The sequence below is a fragment of the Streptacidiphilus jeojiensis genome (assembly GCF_042510965.1).
GTDB classification, from domain to species: Bacteria; Actinomycetota; Actinomycetes; order Streptomycetales; family Streptomycetaceae; genus Streptacidiphilus; species Streptacidiphilus jeojiensis.
The window spans coordinates 567,123-584,984 of the sequence record NZ_JBEUKS010000004.1 but is presented as its reverse complement, the minus strand read 5'-3'; the positions used below and the strand labels follow the sequence as shown (position 1 = coordinate 584,984).

At 72.8% G+C, this 17,862-nt stretch carries 18 protein-coding genes; 8 read left to right on the top strand and 10 right to left on the bottom strand.

Annotation, left to right across the window (positions count from 1 at the left end):
- Window positions 1-19 precede the first annotated feature (19 nt).
- Window positions 20-646, bottom strand: a complete 627-nt coding sequence (locus ABUW04_RS14870; RefSeq protein WP_380564998.1) for an NADPH-dependent FMN reductase — start codon at window positions 644-646, stop codon at window positions 20-22.
- Window positions 647-758: 112 nt separating this feature from the next.
- On the opposite strand from ABUW04_RS14870, the gene ABUW04_RS14865 reads away from it, so the two are divergent.
- Window positions 759-1,598 carry a helix-turn-helix domain-containing protein gene (locus ABUW04_RS14865; RefSeq protein WP_380564996.1) on the top strand — a complete coding sequence of 280 codons (840 nt, stop codon included), beginning with the start codon at window positions 759-761 and terminating at the stop codon, window positions 1,596-1,598.
- A 66-nt stretch (window positions 1,599-1,664) separates the two neighbouring features.
- Here the strand turns inward: ABUW04_RS14865 and ABUW04_RS14860 are convergent, their stop codons facing one another.
- The gene (locus ABUW04_RS14860) at window positions 1,665-2,228 is read right to left on the bottom strand and encodes a TetR/AcrR family transcriptional regulator (protein WP_380564994.1); all 564 of its coding nucleotides are present in this window, start codon (window positions 2,226-2,228) and stop codon (window positions 1,665-1,667) included.
- Between the two features lie 155 nt (window positions 2,229-2,383).
- Here ABUW04_RS14860 and ABUW04_RS14855 point away from each other — a divergent pair, with 155 nt between their 5' ends.
- The 3 genes from ABUW04_RS14855 to ABUW04_RS14845 all read left to right on the top strand — a co-directional run bounded on the left by ABUW04_RS14855 (window position 2,384) and on the right by ABUW04_RS14845 (window position 5,881).
- Complete coding sequence (locus tag ABUW04_RS14855) at window positions 2,384-3,340, top strand: quinone oxidoreductase family protein (protein WP_380564992.1); 957 nt, start codon at window positions 2,384-2,386, stop codon at window positions 3,338-3,340.
- A gap of 291 nt (window positions 3,341-3,631) precedes the next feature.
- On the top strand, window positions 3,632-5,161 hold the full coding sequence (locus ABUW04_RS14850; RefSeq protein ID WP_030253781.1) for a UDP-N-acetylglucosamine 1-carboxyvinyltransferase: 1,530 nt from the start codon (window positions 3,632-3,634) through the stop codon (window positions 5,159-5,161).
- A gap of 126 nt (window positions 5,162-5,287) precedes the next feature.
- Window positions 5,288-5,881 carry a hypothetical protein gene (locus tag ABUW04_RS14845; protein WP_380564990.1) on the top strand — a complete coding sequence of 198 codons (594 nt, stop codon included), beginning with the start codon at window positions 5,288-5,290 and terminating at the stop codon, window positions 5,879-5,881.
- A gap of 17 nt (window positions 5,882-5,898) precedes the next feature.
- On the opposite strand, the gene ABUW04_RS14840 is transcribed toward ABUW04_RS14845, so the two are convergent.
- The gene (locus ABUW04_RS14840; protein ID WP_380564989.1) at window positions 5,899-7,425 is read right to left on the bottom strand and encodes an alpha/beta hydrolase; all 1,527 of its coding nucleotides are present in this window, start codon (window positions 7,423-7,425) and stop codon (window positions 5,899-5,901) included.
- A gap of 73 nt (window positions 7,426-7,498) precedes the next feature.
- Here ABUW04_RS14840 and ABUW04_RS14835 point away from each other — a divergent pair, with 73 nt between their 5' ends.
- Complete coding sequence (locus ABUW04_RS14835; protein WP_380564988.1) at window positions 7,499-8,446, top strand: helix-turn-helix domain-containing protein; 948 nt, start codon at window positions 7,499-7,501, stop codon at window positions 8,444-8,446.
- A gap of 76 nt (window positions 8,447-8,522) precedes the next feature.
- Here the strand turns inward: ABUW04_RS14835 and ABUW04_RS14830 are convergent, their stop codons facing one another.
- The 5 genes from ABUW04_RS14830 to ABUW04_RS14810 all read right to left on the bottom strand — a co-directional run bounded on the left by ABUW04_RS14830 (window position 8,523) and on the right by ABUW04_RS14810 (window position 11,514).
- Window positions 8,523-9,263 (bottom strand): DUF899 domain-containing protein, encoded by a 741-nt coding sequence (locus ABUW04_RS14830; protein WP_030253774.1) that lies wholly within the window; start codon window positions 9,261-9,263, stop codon window positions 8,523-8,525.
- 93 nt (window positions 9,264-9,356) lie between these two features.
- Complete coding sequence (locus ABUW04_RS14825; RefSeq protein ID WP_380564986.1) at window positions 9,357-9,881, bottom strand: hypothetical protein; 525 nt, start codon at window positions 9,879-9,881, stop codon at window positions 9,357-9,359.
- Window positions 9,865-10,359 carry an RNA polymerase sigma factor gene (locus tag ABUW04_RS14820; RefSeq protein WP_030253771.1) on the bottom strand — a complete coding sequence of 165 codons (495 nt, stop codon included), beginning with the start codon at window positions 10,357-10,359 and terminating at the stop codon, window positions 9,865-9,867. The genes ABUW04_RS14825 and ABUW04_RS14820 overlap by 17 nt, the downstream gene beginning before the upstream one ends.
- Before the next feature lie 79 nt (window positions 10,360-10,438).
- Window positions 10,439-11,095: a class F sortase gene (locus ABUW04_RS14815; protein ID WP_380564985.1), complete on the bottom strand. Its 657-nt coding sequence runs from the start codon at window positions 11,093-11,095 to the stop codon at window positions 10,439-10,441.
- Window positions 11,096-11,097: 2 nt separating this feature from the next.
- Window positions 11,098-11,514: a sortase-dependent protein gene (locus ABUW04_RS14810; RefSeq protein WP_380564984.1), complete on the bottom strand. Its 417-nt coding sequence runs from the start codon at window positions 11,512-11,514 to the stop codon at window positions 11,098-11,100.
- A gap of 178 nt (window positions 11,515-11,692) precedes the next feature.
- Here ABUW04_RS14810 and ABUW04_RS14805 point away from each other — a divergent pair, with 178 nt between their 5' ends.
- On the top strand, window positions 11,693-12,511 hold the full coding sequence (locus ABUW04_RS14805; RefSeq protein WP_380564982.1) for a maleylpyruvate isomerase family mycothiol-dependent enzyme: 819 nt from the start codon (window positions 11,693-11,695) through the stop codon (window positions 12,509-12,511).
- A gap of 92 nt (window positions 12,512-12,603) precedes the next feature.
- Here ABUW04_RS14805 and ABUW04_RS14800 read toward each other — a convergent pair whose 3' ends face one another.
- Window positions 12,604-14,196, bottom strand: a complete 1,593-nt coding sequence (locus ABUW04_RS14800; protein ID WP_380564981.1) for an MFS transporter — start codon at window positions 14,194-14,196, stop codon at window positions 12,604-12,606.
- Window positions 14,197-14,367: 171 nt separating this feature from the next.
- Here ABUW04_RS14800 and ABUW04_RS14795 point away from each other — a divergent pair, with 171 nt between their 5' ends.
- The gene (locus tag ABUW04_RS14795; RefSeq protein WP_380564979.1) at window positions 14,368-15,111 is read left to right on the top strand and encodes a TetR/AcrR family transcriptional regulator; all 744 of its coding nucleotides are present in this window, start codon (window positions 14,368-14,370) and stop codon (window positions 15,109-15,111) included.
- A 72-nt stretch (window positions 15,112-15,183) separates the two neighbouring features.
- On the opposite strand, the gene ABUW04_RS14790 is transcribed toward ABUW04_RS14795, so the two are convergent.
- On the bottom strand, window positions 15,184-17,259 hold the full coding sequence (locus ABUW04_RS14790) for a glycosyl hydrolase family 28-related protein (protein WP_380564978.1): 2,076 nt from the start codon (window positions 17,257-17,259) through the stop codon (window positions 15,184-15,186).
- A 350-nt stretch (window positions 17,260-17,609) separates the two neighbouring features.
- On the opposite strand from ABUW04_RS14790, the gene ABUW04_RS14785 reads away from it, so the two are divergent.
- Complete coding sequence (locus tag ABUW04_RS14785; RefSeq protein ID WP_030253761.1) at window positions 17,610-17,861, top strand: hypothetical protein; 252 nt, start codon at window positions 17,610-17,612, stop codon at window positions 17,859-17,861.
- Window position 17,862 lies beyond the last annotated feature (1 nt).

The window sequence follows — 17,862 nt, the reverse complement described above, 5'->3', positions numbered from 1 at the left end:
CCATCAGGCCGGGAGCCCATCAGGCCGGATAGGGCGCCGTCCCGCGCGCCGTGCGGAGCGCTTCGGCCCACCAGACCAGCTGGTCCAGCACGGTCTTGGCGTACCCGGGGGCCGCCGGGTCGAGCGGTCGGCCGTCCTGCCAGGCGGTGAAGTAGTTGGGGAAGGTGAGACCGTCCCGGATGGTCACCGCGTGCAGTTCGGTCAGCACGTTCTCCAGGTGCAGCACCGCGTGCCGGCCGCCGGCCGCGCCGCCGTAGCTGACGAAGGCGACCGGCTTGGCCGTCCACTGGGTGAAGTGCCAGTCGATGGCCGCCTTCAACGACGCCGGATAGCTGTGGTTGTACTCCGGCGTCACCACGACGAACGCGTCCGCCGCGTCCAGGGCCGACGTCAGCGCCGCCATTCCGGCCGGACGGGGGTACGCGTCCCCGGCGTACTTCGGCGACGTCGCGGGCAGCGCCAGCGGGATGTCGATGTCGGCCAGGTCGAGGACCTCCGTCTGGAAGCCGCCGTGGACCTCGGCCTGCTCAGCGACCCACGAGGCCACCGTCGGGCCGAAGCGCCCCTCCCGGACGCTCCCGACGATGATCAGCAGCCTGGGCCGGTCGGAACTGGGCTGGTTCTCCTGCTTGTTCTCGTTCTCCATGCCCACCACCATCGCGCCGCCCCGCGCGGGCAACCAGGCCGTGCCCAGGCTGGCCCCCGCAGGACCATGCTGAGCCCGCCGCGGGCCGCCCGAACCGCCCTATCCTCGGACCATGAGCAGTACGCCGTTGGGGGACTTCATCCGGACCAAGCGCGACAGCATCCAGCCGGAGTCGCTGGGGCTGCCTGAGCGCGGCCGCCGCCGCTCGCCGGGGCTGCGCCGGCTCGACCTCGCCGCACGCGCCGGCGTGAGCGTCGAGTACCTGACCCGGATCGAGCAGGGCCGGGACCGCAATCCCTCGGCAGCGGTGCTGCACGCGATCGCCGACGCCCTCAGCCTCGACGCCTCGGAGCGCAACCACCTGCGCTACCTGGCGAAGATCACCGCCGGCGAGTGCCCCAGCCACACCCGGCCCGCACCCCCGCGCCGGGACGTGCGGCCGTCCGTCCTGGAGACGCTCCGGCTGCTCGAACCGGGCATCGCCATCGTCACCAACCGGCTCGGCGACGTCCTCGCCCGCACCAGCGGCTTCGAGGCGGTGACCGGCGGCACCGGGCTGCTCGACGGCGACGTCCCCAATGTCACCCGCTATGTCTTCACCGATCCCCGCGCCCGTGCGCTCTTCGCGGACTGGGACGACATCGCCGACCAGCAGGCCTTCGACCTGTGGCTCGGTCCGTCCGTGGAGAGTTCGGCCTGGTTCACCGCGGAGCTCGCCTCCGTCGCCGGCCCCGACTTCGCCCGCCGGCTCAACCGTCATGTGGTCCCGCAACGCGGTGTGCTCCGGCTCAACCACCCGGCGGGGCCGGCGCTCCAGTTGCACCGGGAGACGCTGGACCTCCCCACGGACGAGCAGCAGTTGATCGTCTTCCTGCCCGCGGACGAGCAGACGGCCCGGGCCGTCGAGCAACTGCGCCACCGGCCCCTGGGACGGCTCCGGTCCATCTCGTAGCGCCGGGCCTTGTCGGCCGTCGCCTCGGGTTGAGCCTCCGTCAGGGGGTGTGGAGCAGAGGGGTGTTCAGGCGTTCAGGTCCAGCCGGGCCAGCAGCGCCCACAGCACCTCGCGGCCGCGCTCGTCGCGCTGTCCGGTGGCCATCTCGGCCATGGACAGCTCCGCGGACATGGCGACCACCAGGCCTGCGGCCGTGCGCGCGTCGGACCAGCCCATGGCCAGCAGGTCCGGTTCGGCCATGGCGGCGAAGGCGTCGTTGCGGGCGGCGACGTCCGCGGCGACGCCGGGGGTGTTGCGGGCCTCCAGCACCAGTGCCTTGACCCCCAGATTGCTCAGGCAGACCTCGAAGTAGGCGGTCATCCCGGCCTGCATCCGGGCCCGGCCCGGCGGGTGCTGGGCCATGGCCGCGGTCACCGCCCGGCCTGCCTGCTCGTGGAATCGCTGGTGCATCGCGCTCAGGAAGGCGTCGCGGTCCGGGAAGTGCACATAGAAGGTGCCCTTGGCCACCCCCGCCACGGCCACCACCCGGTTGACGCTCATCCCGGAGAGCCCGTGCTCCTCCGCTATCTCAAGGCCCGCGTCCAGCAGCGCGGCTCGGGTTTCCTGGGCCGCAGCGGCACGAGCAGTCATGCCACGAAGGATACGGGTGACCTGGAGCGCAGCGGTCCACCGGTCGACCGGACGACCGGACGACCTGACGACCCGTTGACCGTTCGTCCCGCCCGTGGCTAGAGTGACTGACCGGTCGGTCATTCAACTCCGGAAGCCCGAAAGGCAGTGACGTGATGCGCGCAGCAGTAGTGGCCGAGCTCGGACAGGCGCCCGTGGTCGGTGAGCGGGACGAGCCGCGGCGGGCGCCGGGGTCGGCCCTGGTCCGAGTGGTGGCGGCGACCCTCAACCCGATCGATCTGCTCATCTCCGGCGGCGGCCACCCGGCCGGCCGACCGCAGCCCTCGCACGTCCCCGGGGTCGAGGGCGTGGGCACCGTGGTCGAGAGCGACACCCTGGCACCGGGCACGCGGGTCCGCGTCTCGGTGCCCGGCGGCTTCGTCGACGGCACCCTGGCCGAGTACCTGACCGCCCCCGACGCGGCCTGCCTGCCGGTCCCGGACGCTCTCGACGACGACCTGGCGGCCGCGGTCGGGGTGGTCGGCATCAGTGCCCTGATCGGCCTGCGGGACGAGGCCGCGTTGCGCCCCGGCGAATCGGTGCTGGTGCTCGGTGCGACCGGGGCCTTCGGCCAGGCCTTCGTGCACCTGGCCCGGGTACTGGGCGCCGAATGGGTCATCGCCGCCGGACGCGACGAGGCACGGCTCGCCGCCCTGTCGGACCTCTGCGACGGCACCGTGCTGCTGGACCGCGACCCCGCCGGGTTCGCCGCGGCCCTGGAGAAGGCCGGCGGACCGGTGGACGTGGTGGTCGACCCGCTGTGGGGCCCCTACGTCCAGGCCGCACTGGCCGGGCTTCGCCCGACCGGACGACTGCTCAACGTCGGCCAGGTCGCCGGCGCCGAGGCGGCCGTGGACGCCGGCGCACTGCGGCACTCCAGGCTCAGGGTGCTCGGCCTCAGCGGCGGCACCCTCACCCCGGAGCAGTCCGCCGCCGCCTACGCCGAGGCGGCCGGGTACGCCGCAGCGGGCCGCCTCGACCTGGCCCTGGAGGTCCACCCGCTCGACGACGTCACCGAGGTCTGGGCGGCCCAGGCGGCCTCGCCGGGCCGCAAGCTGGTGCTGCGCCCCTAGCCGCCACCGGGCGTACCGGTTCGACGGGAAGCGGCCGATTCGCGGCGACAGCATCGCGCTCCTGCTGTATCTTTCCGGCGCGCATGCCGTCGCCCGTATCCGCGCCGGGGACCGCCCGGCTCCGGGCACCGGACCACGCCGCCGCAGCGTGGTCCAGGTCAAGGGCCACGGCAGGGCCGCAACACCGGGGCCGGGTGGCCGGGCTCACCCTCCCGGCCGGATTCACCCGAACGGTCCCCGGTACGACCAGCGAAGATGCACTGCATCGCATCAGTGAGATACGTTCGGGCGGTGACCGACGACTACCTCTCCCGTATCGGCAAGCTCGTCCGTGCTGCCCGGACGCACAAGGGCTGGACCCAGACCCAGCTCGCCGTCGCCCTCGGCACCACCCAGAGCGCCGTGGCCCGGATCGAGTCCGGTGGCCAGAACATCGGCCTGGACCTGGTCGCCCGGATCGGCGAAGCACTCGACAGCGAGATCGTCTCGCTGGGCGTCGCGGGCCCGATGAACCTGCGGGTCGTCGGCGGGCGCACGCTGTCCGGCGCGATCGACGTCCGCACCAGCAAGAACGCCTGCGTGGCACTGCTCTGCGCCTCGCTGCTGACCACCGGCCGGACCACGCTGCGCGGCGCGGCCCGGATCGAGGAGGTCTACCGCCTGCTGGAGGTCCTCGCCAGCATCGGGGTGCGGCACCGCTGGATCAACGACGGCACCGACCTGGAGATCACCCCGCCGGCCACCCTGGACCTCTCCGCCATGGACGAGGACGCCGCCCGCCGCACCCGCAGCATCCTGATGTTCCTCGGCCCGCTGCTGCACCGCGCCGACCGCTTCGAGATCCCCTACGCCGGCGGCTGCGACCTGGGCACCCGCACGGTCCAGCCGCACCTGTCGGCGCTGCGCCACTTCGGCCTCCACGTCAGCGCCACCACCGGCACCTACCGGGCCACCGTGGAGCGCGACGTGGAGCCGCAGCGGGCCATCGTGCTGACCGAGCGCGGCGACACCGTGACCGAGAACGTGCTGCTCGCCGCCGCCCGCCACCCCGGCACCACGGTGATCCGCAACGCCAGCGCCAACTACATGGTCCAGGACGTCTGCTTCTTCCTGGAGCGCCTGGGCGTGCACGTCGAGGGCATCGGCACCACCACCCTGATCGTGCACGGCCGCGCCACCATCGACGCCGACGTCGACTACGCCCCCTCCGAGGACCCGGTCGAGGCCATGAGCCTGCTCACCGCGGCGGTGGTCACCAACTCCGAGCTGACCATCCGCCGGGTGCCGATCGAGTTCGTCGAGATCGAGCTCGCCGTCCTGGACGAGATGGGCCTGGACTGCGACCGCAGCCCGGAGTACCCGGCCGACAACGGCCGCACCCGGCTGACCGACCTCACCGTGCACCCCTCCAAGCTGACCGCGCCGGTCGACAAGATCCACCCGATGCCGTTCCCCGGCATCAACATCGACAACCTGCCCTTCTTCGCTGCCATCGCGGCCTGCGCGCACGGTTCGACCCTGGTGCACGACTGGGTCTACGAGAACCGCTCGGTGTACCTGACCGAGCTCAACCGGGTCGGCGCCCACGTCCAGCTGATGGACCCGCACCGGGTGCTGGTCGAGGGCCCCACCCGGTGGCGCGCCGCCGAGATGATGTGCCCGCCGGCACTGCGCCCGGCCATGGTGCTGCTGCTGGCCATGCTGGCCGCCGAGGGGACCTCGGTGCTGCGCAACGTCTACGTCATCAACCGCGGCTACGAGGACCTGGCCGCCCGGCTCAACTCCGTCGGCGCCCAGATCGAGGTCTTCCGCGACATCTGATCCGGCGACACCTGACCCGCCGGCACCTGACCAACCGTCACCCGACTCTGGCGATCCGCCGTCCGCGGCGGGACGCTGGAGCGGACGCGGGCTCGGCGTCCCGCGGTCGTGGGAGGTCGACGGGTGATGGCGGAGCGGGCCCGGGTGCGTGACGGTGGGATCGTCATCATCGCGACCGTGTTCACGGTGATGGCGATCGGGGTCGCCATGCTGATCACCCGCGGGCAGCGGGTCGGTATCGTCGGCGGCCTGCCGGGCCCGACCCCGGCGGCCGTGCCCTCCGCACCGGCCCGGCTGGTGCCGCCCGCAGCCCCCGCGCCGGCCCGCACCGTGGCCGGCTCGTCGGCGGACGCCGTCCCGGCCGGCTTCCTCGGCACCTGGTCGGGGACCCTGGCCGACGCCGACGGATTCCGCGCCTGGGAGGACGCGGTCACCGTACGGCCCGGACCGGTCGGCGGCGCGTCCACCACCGCGCTGGCCCTGGACACCGCCGCGACCGGACCGCAGGCCCCCTGCCCGACGGCCTGGACGCTGCTCAGCGCCGACTCCCACCAGCTCACCTTCCGCAGCAGCCCGCTGCCCGGGAGCCCGGCCGGCTGCCCGACCGGAGCGGCCGAGCAGCTTCTCAGCCGGAACCCCGACGGCACCGTCACCCACTCCTCGGTGGACGCCGCGACCGGGTCACCGACCCTGACCGGTGTGCTGGACCAGGGGCCTTGAACCGACTCCGTCGTCGTTCAGGCCCGCAGACGGGCCAGGACCGAGCCGAGCGCCCGGTGCACCGCCTCCCGGGCCGGCCCGGTGTGGTCGATGGTCTCGAACCCGTGGTGCCCCAGCGGCACGTCCACCACCTCCACGGCGGCGCCGACGTCCTCCGCCGCGGCCAGGAACTCGGCGACCGTGGCCGCGATCCCCGGCTGCTCCAGCTCCACCCGGGTCAGCACGATCGGCAGCCGGCCGGCCCCGCGCACCGTGGCCGCCGGGCGGAACCGGGACTCGGACAGCCCCCAGGCCGGCAGCGGCGCCAGGATCGGATAGCTCGCCGCCACGCACCGCAGCCAGGCCGGCGGCGCCGCCAGCCAGTCCGCCGACAGCAGCCCGCCGCCGGAGAAGAACCACAGCGCGATGCGCTCGCCGTCGACCCGCGGATCGGCCCGCACCAGCTCCACCGCCTCGGCGACGTCCTCGGCGGCCCGCCCGTAGTCGCCGAGGCCGTACAGCCGGTGGTCCAGCGTCACGGCGACCGCCCCCAGAGCCGCGGTCTGCCGGGCGTAGCCGAGGAAGGTCTCCGAGTCCCTTGGCGTGGGCCGCAGTTCGGGGGAGATCGGTCCGCCGTGGACGAACACCACGGCGGGACGGGAGTCGTCGCCGTCGGCGAGGTCACCGGGCAGATGCAGGTCGACCCGGCCGACCCGCTCCCGCGTATGCGCTCCCTCCGGCGGGTCCAGCAGGAAGCGGCCCGACCGGGCCGGGCCATCGGCGGCGGCCGGGGCCAGCCGCCGGCCCTCCCCCGCCGCGGCCCCGAGCAGGACGGCGGCCAGTTCGTCCGGGCAGGAGAGCATCGGCCAGTGGCCGGTGGCGAGTTCGAAGAAGCCCACCCGGGGGTCGGTCAGCCCCTGGAAGCGCGGGTCGCCGAACCACAGCACCGTCTCCACCAGGGCGATGCTGGAACCGTTGGCGGTGCAGAGGATGCCGCTGGTGGGCAGCTTGGCACCGGCCCCGGTGAGCCGGAGCGGCTGGGTCAGCGTGCCCACCGGCTGCGGCGCGGCCAGCCGGGTCAGCCGGTCCAGCGCCTCCTCGGGGACGCCGTCGGTGCTGCCGCGCAGCGCCCACTCCTCCCGGGTCGGCGCCGGCACCCGCCAGCCGGCGCCGCTCTCCCCCGCCTGCCGCAGCATCCGCTCCCGCACCGCCTGGTCCGGCACCAGGTCCAGCACCGACTCCCCGTCCAGCGGCAGACCGGCGTCCAGGTGGACCACCCTGGTGATCCGCTCCGGGCGCCGGTCGGCGGCGCCCAGCACCGCGTGGATGCCGGTGTCATGGCCGACCAGCACCAGGTCCGGGGCGTCCACGTGGTCGATCAGCTGCACCAGGTCCTCGATGTGGGTGTCCAGGTCGGTGCCGGGACCGGCCAGGTGCCGGCGGTCCCCCAGCCCGGTGAGCGTGGCCGGGAACACCTCCGCCCCCGACTCCCGCAACCGGGCGGCGACCTCGCGCCACACCCACCCGCCCACATGGCTGCCCGACACCAGCACCAACGCCGTCATGACTACCTCCTCGGATGTCCCGCTCCCGGGCTCACCGGTACCGTAGGAACTCCCCCTGAGGGAGGTTCAAGCCTTGTCGCCCGACGACCTGTGGAGCATCGGGGAACTCGCCGAACATGCCGGCGTCACCGTCAAGACCGTCCGCTTCTACTCCGACCAGGGCCTGCTCCCCGAGGCCCGCCGCAGCTCCGGGGGCCACCGCCGGTACGGGCCCGAGGCGCTGGAACAGCTCCGGCTGATCCGCTCGCTGCGCAGCCTGGACCTGCCGGTCTCCGAGGTGGGCCGGATCCTGGGCCGGGAGGACGCGGCACGGGAGGACGCCCTGGAGCACGCCGTCGCCGGGCAGCTGCGCGAACTCGGCTCGCAGCTGGCGGCGCTGCGCTGGCGCGAGGCCGCGCTGCGGCTGCTGCGTGACTGCACCGCCGAGGAGCGCGCCGACCGGTTGCGACTGATCGGCGCGGTCGCCGCACCGCCCAGCACCGCACCGCTGGCACGGTTCTGGCGCTTCCTGCTGCCCGCACGGCTCCCGGCCCGGCTGCGCAGCGCGATCATCGACGCGGCGGTGCCGCAGCCGCCGGCCGATCCGTCACCGGCCCAGGTGCTGGCCTTCGCCCGGCTGCACGCCCTCACCACCGGCGTCCGCCTGGACAGCGACCTCTGCCGCCCGGAGTTCCGCTGCGCCCCTGACAAGTACCGCCCGGCCGTGCTCTACGACGGGCTCGGCGAGGCCTACGCCCTGGCCGCCGCCGATCTGCGGGCCGGGCGGTCACCGCAGCAGGGCGGGGCGCTGGACTGCTTCGTGGCCGCGCACGCCGCCGCGGGCGGCACGGCGGACAGCCCCGCCTTCCGGCAGAAGCTGAGCGGCATCCTGGTGCTGTCCGCCGACCCGCTGGTCGACCGGTACTGGCAGCTGGCCGGCGAACTCGTCAGCCCGCCCGCCGGCCCGGCGGAGCCGACCATGGGCTCCGCCCACGACTGGCTCCGCGCCGCGCTGGACGACCAGCTCGCCGGGGCGGGTTGACCTCGACCCCGACGCCCGGTCGGCGGACGACTGTTCTGTTCCGCTGTTCTGTTCCGGTGTTCTGTTCCACCGACGGCTATGCGGAGAAGTCCGGTACGGCGCCCCTGGGGGCGGCCGAGCGGCCCTTGGGCTCCTCCCACTCCTCCTGGCGGCCCAGCGCGGTCATGTCCAGGAAGGCGTAGGCGCCGCCGAGTTGCTCGGCGCCGCGGGCGAAGGACGAGTAGGTGTGGAAGACCGCGTCGCCGTCCCGCAGGAAGCAGCTGTACCCGGGCATCTCCGTGGGCCCCTCCAGCATCCAGCCGGCGCCGGTCCGGGCCAGCTCGGCCGCGTCGCGGTAGTTGTACTGCACCGGCGCCACCGCCGGGTCCAGCGAGACGTGGAAGTCGTAGTTGAAGTCGCTGCCGTACGAGGAGTACCAGGGCAGCGACCAGCCCCGGCGGGCCCGGTACTTCTCGATCTTCTCCAGCGGGGTGCGCGAGACCAGCACGAACCCGGTCTCACGGACCCGCAGATGGGCCAGGAGCGCCTCGGGGATCTCGTCGATGCCGGCACTGCAGCTGGAGCAGGCGTCCTCCCAGGCCGGGTCGAACATGACGTGCTGGACGATCAGTTGACGGCATCCGTCGAACAGTCCGGCCAGCGTGACCGGTCCGTGCACCGAGTCGAAGGTGTACTGCTTCTCGACCCTGACCATCGGCAGCCGCCGCCGGTCGGCGTTCAGCTCGTCCCGTGCCCTGGTCAACTCCTTCTCCTTGACCAGCAGTTCCTTCCGGGCCTGGAGCCACTGCGCCCTGGTGGTGATCTCCGGCAGGCTCATGGTGCTGTCCTCTCTGCAGAGTGCTTCTGCAGAGAGGGACCGGACCTGGGCCCGGAACTCATCGGTCTGCCCAAGAGTGCCCCGGCGGAGCTGCTACCGGCCGGTGGCGCTCGGCGTGGCCGAACTGCCGTTCACGGCAGCGGCGGTGGACGCCGCGGACGGGGAGGTCGCCGAGGGCACCGCGGCAGCGCCGGCGCGGGACGTGGGCACCGAGGTCGCCCGGACCGGGCGGTGCGTCGGCGAAGGCGACGCCGAGGCCGATGCGGTCGGGCTCGCCGACGCGGAGGCCGTCCGGCGGGGGTCGTCCCTGGTCGGTGAAGGCGCCGCCGAGGAGGACGCCGGGGCGGTCGCGGCCGGCATCGGCGCGGCCGGGACCACCCGCACCGGGGCGGCCGGGGTGCCGGCGCCGGACAGCAGCAGCGGGGTGATCACCGCGGCGGCCACGGCCAGCACGAGTCCGCCGCCGGCCGCGGTGCGCCGCCGGCGCCTGCGCACCGCGCTGCGACGGATGTGTTCGAACGCGCCGGGTGGCGGCAGCAGGACCACCGGGCCGGGTCCGAGCAGCGCCGCCAGCCGGTCGTCACGCTCCTCGTCCGGCTCCTCAATGGGTGTGATCAAGGTGTCCCCCAAGCCTGCTGCGCAGTAGTTCCCGTGCCGCGTGGAGATCGGCCTTGACTGTCCCTTCCTTGCGCCCCGTCAGCACGGCCACCTCCCGGATCGGCAGATCAGCGTAGTAGTACAGCAGCACCGGGGTGCGCAGCCGCAGCGGCAGCGACTGGACCAGCAGCCGGACCGAGGGGTCGGCGCCCTCCTCCCGCTGCCCGCTCAGCACGGCCTCGGCGGTCACCCGGCGCATCGCCCGCCGCTCCCGCTCCGTCCTGCGCCAGTGGTCGCGGACCAGGTTGGCAGCGGTGACGTAGAGGAAGCCGCGCGGCTCGTCCACCTTGGTCCAGCGCGCCCACAGGCGGGTGAACGCCTCGGCGGCGATCTCGTGGGCGGTGCCGTCGTCATCGGTCAGACGACGGCACCACCCGGCGAGGGCCGGGTAGAGGGCGGCGAACAGCTCGGACGCCGCGGTGTCCTGTGACCGGCTCAACGCTCTCCATGGGTCGTGGTGCGGGTGTCTCTGCTGTGCGGGTGTCTCTGTGCGCGGGTGTCCCTGTGCGCGGGTGTCGTTACTGCTGGGCGGTCAGTGCGGCGTAGACCACTACGTTGTCGAGGTAGCCGTGCCCGGTGCTGTCCCTCGGGCCGCCGCAGGTGATCAGACGCAGTTCCGGGCGGTCGACGTTCCCGTAGACGGCAGCCGTCGGGAACTCGGCCTTGGCGACGGTCTGCACCTTGTACACGGTGAAGGCCGCCGACGCGCCGTCCTGGAGCCGTGCCACCACGCGGTCGCCCGGCCTGAGCCGGGAGAGGTGCAGGAACACGCCGTTGCCGTACTGGCCGACGGTCACATGGGCCAGGATCACCGAGGGGCCGACCTGACCCGGCGTCGGCGAGTTCCGGTACCAGCCGGCCGGTGCGTTCGCCTCGATCGGCGGCACCTGGACGCTCCCGTCGGCCGCCAGCCCGAGCCGCATCACCGAGGTGTCCACCCCGATGCTCGGGATCTGCAGCCGAACCGGGACCGAGGCCGCGAGGGCCTTCGGCGCCGTCGACGGTGCGGCGGCAGCGGACGACGGTGGCGTACTCGGCGCCGTCGAAGCGGACCCGGCCCCGGACGGCCCGGCCCCCGACCCCGCCCGCACCGCCGCCGTCCCGCTGCCGCAGCCGGAGACCAGCAGCACCGCGACCACGCCGGTGAGCAGTGCCCGCACGCTCTTCGTCGGCAAGATCAGCCCTGGGTCCTGGCCCGGCGGCGCAGCAGCACCACGCCCGCCCCGCCGACCAGGACCGCTCCGGCCGCGGCGGCACCGGTCACCGCGGCGGTGTCGCCGCCGCCCTGGGCGGCCACCGGCGCCACACCGGTGTCCGGGGCGCCCTTCGGCACGGCGCCGACCTGGCCCGACGCGACGGCGCTGGGCGCCCGGGTCGGCCTGGCGGACGCCGACGGAACAGCGGTGGAGCCGTCCCGGGTGGCACTCGGGGTCGCGGAGACGGTGCCCGCTGCCGCCGGGGACGCCGAGGCGGTCGGCGAGGCCGACCCGGCGGCGTTCGCGGACCCGGCCCCGGCCAGCACCGCGGCGCAGGCGAGGAGCGCGGCGGTGAACACACCGGCGCGGCCGGTACGGGCTGAACGAGCTGTACGCATGAGGGCTCTCTCTCGTCGGCCCGGGCCGCCGGGGTGGCGTGCGCCGGGCTGTGTTGCTGAACGGGAGGAGAGACGACACAGCCCGGGGACAGGTTGTAAAGAGATGGCAAAGTCCTGCAGCGGCCGTCGGGGCACGAACCCTGGACAGTGCGCCACCGCTGGTCCAGGCTTCTCCGTCATGACCACCCCCACGGCCGGCCCGGCGCAGCCACCCCGACAGCTGTACGAGGCCGTCACCGCGACCGCGGCGGACATCGCCGCGCTGCTGGCCTCCGGCGCCGACCCGACCGCCCGCGTCCCCCGCTCCACCTGGAACCTCGGGGAGGCCGCGGCACACCTGGCGCTGGCCAACGAGCTGATGGCGGAGCTGGCGGCGGGGGTCGACCGCCCCTACGGGGACGGGACCCCGGGGAGTCTGGCCGCCGCCAACGAGGACTCCCTGGCCTGGTTCACCCAACGCGATCCCGCGGTCCTGGGCGGGATCGTGGTCGAGCAGGCGCAGGCCTTCGTGGCCGCCGCCGAGCAGCGCCCCGGCGACCTGCCGGTGCTCACCCCGATGGGTCCGCTGGACCTGGACACGCTGGGGTCCTACCTGCTGACCCATATGCTCGGCCACGGCTGGGACCTGGCCCGGGCACTGCGCCGACCGCACATGATCGACCGTCAGCGGGTGGAGCTGTGCCTGCCGTTCCTGGTCACGGCGATGCCCCGGGTGCTCGACCACGACCGGGCCGACCGGCTGGACGCCGTCTACGAACTGCGGCTGCGCGGCGGCGGGCCGCGCTACACCGCCACCTTCGCCGGGGGCACCCTCACCGTCACCGCGGGCCCGGCGCAGCGGCCGGACTGCACCATCGTCACCGAGCCGGTGACCTTCCTGCTGATCGCGCTGGGACGGTGCTCCCCCTGGGGTGCGATCGCCCGTGGCGGGATCCTCGCCTGGGGCCGCAGGCCGCAGCTCGCCCCCGCCTTCCCGCGCTGCTTCCGGGCGCCCTGAGCAGACCCCCACAACGGCGGAACGCCCCGGGAACGACGAGAAGCCCCCAGAGGGGGGCTTCGTCGTCGGGCGACCGGAGGCGGCTGCCCGGTTCAGGCGGCCGCCCGGTCCAGCACCGGCGCGGGCGCGGGCGCCTCGCCGACGAGCGGGGCCTCGGCCTCGCCGCCCCCGGCCTTGCCGTTGCGCATCAGCACCAGCGCCAGGGCGGCCGCGACCAGCACCCCGCAGGCGCCGACCACGAAGCTCGCGGACATCGCGGAGGTGAAGGCCTCCCGGGCGGCTGCGGCCAACCCGCCGTCACCGGTGCTCGCGGCCAGCGACAGCGCCGCGGCGACCGAGTGGCGGGCGGCCTCGGGGGCCGAACCGGGCATGTGGCCGGTGAAGGTGCCGGAGAGGACGGTGCCGAGGACGGCGACCCCCAGCGCGGCCCCGGCCTGCTGCACGGTGTCGTTGAGCGCCGAGCCGACCCCGGCGTGCTCGGCGGGGATCGCGCTCATCAGCGCCGTGGTCGCGGCCGGCATCGCCAGTCCGGCGCCGGCGCCGATCAGCATCATGCCCAGGGCGACCATCCCGAATCCGGCGTGCACCGAGAGGGTGGTCAGCGCCCCGAACCCGGCGGCGATCACCAGCAGACCGGCGACGGTGATGGTGCGGTTGCCGATCTTCGCGCCCAGGGTGGCGCCGAGGGAGTTGAAGACCAGGGCGGCGACGGCCAGCGGGGCGAAGGCCACTCCGGTGCGCACGGCCGAGTAGCCGAGCACGAACTGCAGATACTGGGTCAGCACCAGCATCAGCCCGCCGTTGGCGAAGGTGACCAGGACCAGCGAGAAGCTGGAGGCACTGAACACCCGGTTGCGAAACAGGCTCAGCGGGGCCATCGGCGACTCGACCCGGGTCTCCCAGACCCCGAAGGAGACCAGGCTCGCCAGGGTCACCGCGATGCCGGCCAGGATGCCCGGACGGGTCAGGCCCTCCCGGGCCGCCTCGATGATCGTCCACACCAGCGCGGTCATGCCCACCATCGACAGCACCATGCCCAGCGGATCGGCCTTGCGCGCCGGGCCCTTGGACTCCGGCATCAGCACCACCGCGGCGACGATGGCGACAGCGGCGACCGGGACGTTCATCAGGAAGATCGCGCCCCAGGAGAAGTGGGCGATCACGATGCCGCCGACCACCGGGCCGCCGATCAGGCCGATCATGGACGCACCGCCCCAGATCGCGAAGGCCTTGCGCAGTTCCTCGGCGTCGAACACGGTCATCAGGATGGACAGCGTGCTGGGCATCACCAGCGCGCCGCCGACGCCCATCAGCACCCGGCCCGCGATCAGTTCGGCCGGGCTCGCGGCGAGCGCCGCCAGCAGCGAGGCGCCCCCGAACAGGGAGAGCCCGATGATCAGCATCCGCCGGCGTCCGAACCGGTCGGCCAGACTGCCCGCGGTGAGCAGCATCCCGGCGAAGACCAGGATGTAGGAGTCGATGATCCACTGGATGTCCTGAGCGCTGGCCCCGAGGCTGTCGGCGATGGTCGGGACCGACACCGTCAGCACCATGTTGTCGATGACCAGCACCAGCGCGCTGAGGCAGAGCACCACCAGGATCACCCAGCGGCGCGGGTTGCGCGCCGCCGGCACGCCTTCCGGCGACCCCTGTGATTCCGGCGATTCCTGCGATTCCTTCGTCATATCCATGATCGAACCCCTCCGGGACATCTGACCGTACAGCGTGCGCTTCGCCGCACACTGTTCGCTACTCCGCACACTGTACGGTCGCCGCACGGTGTGCGCAAGGGCGTACGCTGTGCGGCAGCAGTAGTCGAGAAGCACGAGAAGCAGCGGACAGATCGAGGAGGCGGCATGTCGGCCGACCAGCAGGGACTTCCGTCGGTGTGGACCCGTCCGCAGCGATCGCGCCGGGACCAGCCGGCCCTCAGCCGGGACCAGATCGTGTCGGCGGCCCTGGAACTGCTGGACGCCGAGGGCATCGACGCCCTGAGCATGCGCAAGCTCGGCACCCGGCTGAACGCCGGCGCCACCTCGATGTACTCGCACGTGGCCAACAAGGACGAGCTGATCGAACTGGTCGTGGACGAGGTCTACGGCGAGATCGACCTCACCGGCATCGACAGCTCCACCGACTGGCGCACGGCGGTGACCCGCCTCGCCCACGGCCTGCGGAACGGCTTCCTGCGGCACCCCTGGATCGCCTCGGCACTCGGCCAGGTGGGCATGGCGGCGCTCGGACCGAACCTGCTGCGGCTGTCCGAGGCGCTGCTGGGGGTGTTCGAGGAGGCCGGCTACTCGCTGCAGGCGGCCGAGCAGGGGATGAACACGGTCAGCGCCTATGTCATCGGTGTGGCCTCGACCGAGGCGGCCACGCTGGCCCTGCTGGCCCGCAGCGGCCAGAGCCAGCAGGAGTGGGTGGAGCGCTTCTGGCCGGTCGCCGAGCAGGCGGTCCAGGGTTATCCGCGGCTGCGCCGGCTCTACGCGGCGCAGCGCGAGGGCTTCGACTTCGACAGCACCCGGGGTGACAGCTTCGACGAAGGGCTCGCCTGCATCCTCGACGGCCTGGAGGCCCGGCGGCGGCTCGGCGACGGGTGACCGGAACGCCGCGGGCCCCGACCGCCCACTGGCAGGTCGGGGCCCTCACTGCGTGCGCCTACTGACGCCCCGTCACCAGGGTGACGGCGCCGGCGGGACGACCACCGTGGGACGGTCGTCGCAGGTGATGGTGTTCGGCAGCTCCCAGGGGGCCAGCCAGGGCCCGGTGGTGCCGCCGCCGGTGTTGCCGCCAAGGTCGGTCAGCGAGAACTCCGACCCGGCAGCGGTGAAGTTGAACGAACCGCAGTTATTGACGCCGACCGCGCCGACGTTGCGGGCGACCACGTTCTGGAAGGTCGCGGACCCGGCGGTCCTGGCGCTGACCACGTCGGTGCCGGTGCCGTCGACCTTGATGTCCTTGAAGTGGACGTTGGTGATGGAGTACTGGTCCTTCACCGGGAAGTCGGTGACCAGCATGATCGCGTCATAGGTGTTGTCCAGGAAGTTGTCCCCGGTCACCTCGATGTCCGCGTTGATGTTCTTCTCCAGCGCGTAGAACCAGATGGCGCCCAGGCCGATGTTCCAGTTCAGCTCGTAGGTCCCGGCCCTGACCGTGGTGTTGCCGGTGATCCAGAGATGTCCGGTGAACGCCTCGGAGCCGAAGCGGGAGCCGACCTGGATGCCGCTGCCCTCCCGGATCGGGTCGGCGATCAGGTTGTTCGACACGGTGTTGTCGGTCCCGCCGTAGATCGCGATGCCGTTGGCGAGCACCGGCGTCTGGACGGTGTTGTGGTCGAAGGTGTCGTTGGCGTCCTCGGTCTTCTCGGACCACATGGCCAACGCGTCGTCACCGGTGTTGCGGACGAAGTTGTTGGAGACCACCGAGTCGGTCACGCCGGTGTGGAAGTTGATGCCGTCGGCGATCTGGTCGACGATCGTGTTGTTCGTGATCCTGAGGTTGGTCATCGGCCCGTCGAACCACATCCCCACCTTGGTGTGCTGGATGTAGAGGCCGTCGATGGTGGAGTTGCTCAGCGCACCGCCGATGCCGTTCACCTGGTCGGTGTCGATGCGCTCGCGGACGTCGCCCTCGATCGCGAAGCCGGACAGGTGGACGTTGGTGCTGCCGCCGACCGAGGCGTCCTTGCCGTAGAAGCCGACGCCGGTGTGGATCGAACCGTCCGGCGCCGGGGTGCTCAGGGTGACCTGGTGGCCCTTGATGACGGTGTACCAGCTGCCGGCGCCCTCGATGGTGACGTTGTCCACGATGATGTGGCGGTTCACCTGGTAGGTGCCCGGTGGGATGTACACCTTGAGGTGGGTCCGCTGGGCGAAGGCGATGGCCCGGTCGATGGCGTCGGCCGAGTCGCGCCGCCCGGTCGGGTCGGCGCCGAAGGCCAGCACGTTGGCTGCGATCAGGTCGACCTTGGGCGGGGCCACCAGCTGGGAGTCCATCAGGTCGATGACGGTGGCCGAGGCGTCGCTCCCGGCGGGCACCGCCAGCCGGATCTTGTCACCGGCCTTGTAGGTGCGCCCCAGCAGCAGCCGCTGCTCGTCGTAGAAGTGGTTGGGGCGGAACGGGGTGGTGATCACCGGGGCCGGGGTGGTCTGGTCCGGCACGCAGGAGCACTCGGTGATCCACCAGTCCGGCTGCAGCAGGCCCGCGTTGGGATCGTTGGAGAACGGGTACTGGTTGTAGAGCCAGGCGTACTGGGAGGTCAGCGTCATGGTGGTGCGGCTCTTGCCGTTGACCGTGACGTCCAGCGGCGCGGTGATGCCGCCGCCGTTCGGCGCGTCGGGGATGCTGTAGCGGACGTTGATCGCATTGGCCGCGCTGGGCAGGGTGAACTCGACGTACTGGCCCGGCTTCAGGCTGACCGCCGAGCGGCCGGACGCCTCGGCCGGCAGGGTGTAGGCGGCCGTGCTCGGGCCGATCACCGTGCCGTCGGTGGCGGCCTTCTCGGCCTCCTGCTCGGTGAAGCCCACCGTGGCGCCGGTACCGGCGACCAGCGCCGGGTCGAGCGCCGCCCGGGTGGCGGCGGGAACGCCGGCCGAACCGGCCGAACCGGCCGAACTCGCAAAGGCGGTGCCGCCGGGGGCGACACCGAGTCCCACAACGGCAGCGGTCACCGCTGCCACCGCCAACGCGGCCCTGATCGGTGGTCTGGCTGCCCGCCTTGCTGCGGCCCTGGTAGTGCTCCGTGACATCGGATGCTCATTTCTCGCGCACGAGTGAACGGTGGAGCGGACGCGTTGAGGGTGAGCCGACACTAGGGCCGCCGCGCGGCGAGCCACAAGGCTCATGCGGCATATTTTCGTAGTCCTGCTCCCAAACTTCGGACATCACTTGATTTTTTGCGCTCACCCCGTCAAAGCACGACTCCGGCGCGAGGACGGTGTGCGCGCCTTCCACAACGGGGAGAACGGGGCTGGGAACGTGGCTGGGAACGTGGGTCGCACAACGGTCCTACGGAGGATGGGCCGCTGATCCGTTGTAGCGCTAGGGTCAGGAATCAGACAGGAATCAGACACAGGATCGACATAGGGGGCAGCTTCGGATGGCGCCGGACGAGGCCGTGGTGGGCTGCATCGGGGTGCTGCTGGTGCACACCCGCGGCGCGGCCGGGCCCGGCGAGGTCCTGGTGCGCGTCAGGGGTGGTTCCGAGGCCTTTCTCGCCTGGTCGGCAGAGCCGCTGCCGAAGGGGGCTCCGGTCCTGGTGATCGAGTCCCGTGGCAGTCGCCAGGTCGATGTCATCGCATGGGCAGATCCGTTGGACGCGTTGGCCGGCGACGCCGGCGACGCCGGTTGAG

What these genes read in the sequence shown, in the direction of transcription:
- ABUW04_RS14805 (WP_380564982.1), top strand. Translation starts at nt 11,693, where the DNA reads ATGACCACCCCCACGGCCGGCCCGGCGCAGCCACCCCGACAGCTGTAC.
- ABUW04_RS14865 (WP_380564996.1), top strand. Translation starts at nt 759, where the DNA reads ATGAGCAGTACGCCGTTGGGGGACTTCATCCGGACCAAGCGCGACAGC.
- ABUW04_RS14795 (WP_380564979.1), top strand. Translation starts at nt 14,368, where the DNA reads ATGTCGGCCGACCAGCAGGGACTTCCGTCGGTGTGGACCCGTCCGCAG.
- ABUW04_RS14870 (WP_380564998.1), bottom strand. Translation starts at nt 646, where the DNA reads ATGGAGAACGAGAACAAGCAGGAGAACCAGCCCAGTTCCGACCGGCCC.
- ABUW04_RS14860 (WP_380564994.1), bottom strand. Translation starts at nt 2,228, where the DNA reads ATGACTGCTCGTGCCGCTGCGGCCCAGGAAACCCGAGCCGCGCTGCTG.
- ABUW04_RS14810 (WP_380564984.1), bottom strand. Translation starts at nt 11,514, where the DNA reads ATGCGTACAGCTCGTTCAGCCCGTACCGGCCGCGCCGGTGTGTTCACC.
- ABUW04_RS14790 (WP_380564978.1), bottom strand. Translation starts at nt 17,259, where the DNA reads ATGTCACGGAGCACTACCAGGGCCGCAGCAAGGCGGGCAGCCAGACCA.
- ABUW04_RS14830 (WP_030253774.1), bottom strand. Translation starts at nt 9,263, where the DNA reads ATGAGCCTGCCGGAGATCACCACCAGGGCGCAGTGGCTCCAGGCCCGG.
- ABUW04_RS14785 (WP_030253761.1), top strand. Translation starts at nt 17,610, where the DNA reads ATGGCGCCGGACGAGGCCGTGGTGGGCTGCATCGGGGTGCTGCTGGTG.
- ABUW04_RS14840 (WP_380564989.1), bottom strand. Translation starts at nt 7,425, where the DNA reads ATGACGGCGTTGGTGCTGGTGTCGGGCAGCCATGTGGGCGGGTGGGTG.
- ABUW04_RS14855 (WP_380564992.1), top strand. Translation starts at nt 2,384, where the DNA reads ATGCGCGCAGCAGTAGTGGCCGAGCTCGGACAGGCGCCCGTGGTCGGT.
- ABUW04_RS14845 (WP_380564990.1), top strand. Translation starts at nt 5,288, where the DNA reads ATGGCGGAGCGGGCCCGGGTGCGTGACGGTGGGATCGTCATCATCGCG.
- ABUW04_RS14800 (WP_380564981.1), bottom strand. Translation starts at nt 14,196, where the DNA reads ATGACGAAGGAATCGCAGGAATCGCCGGAATCACAGGGGTCGCCGGAA.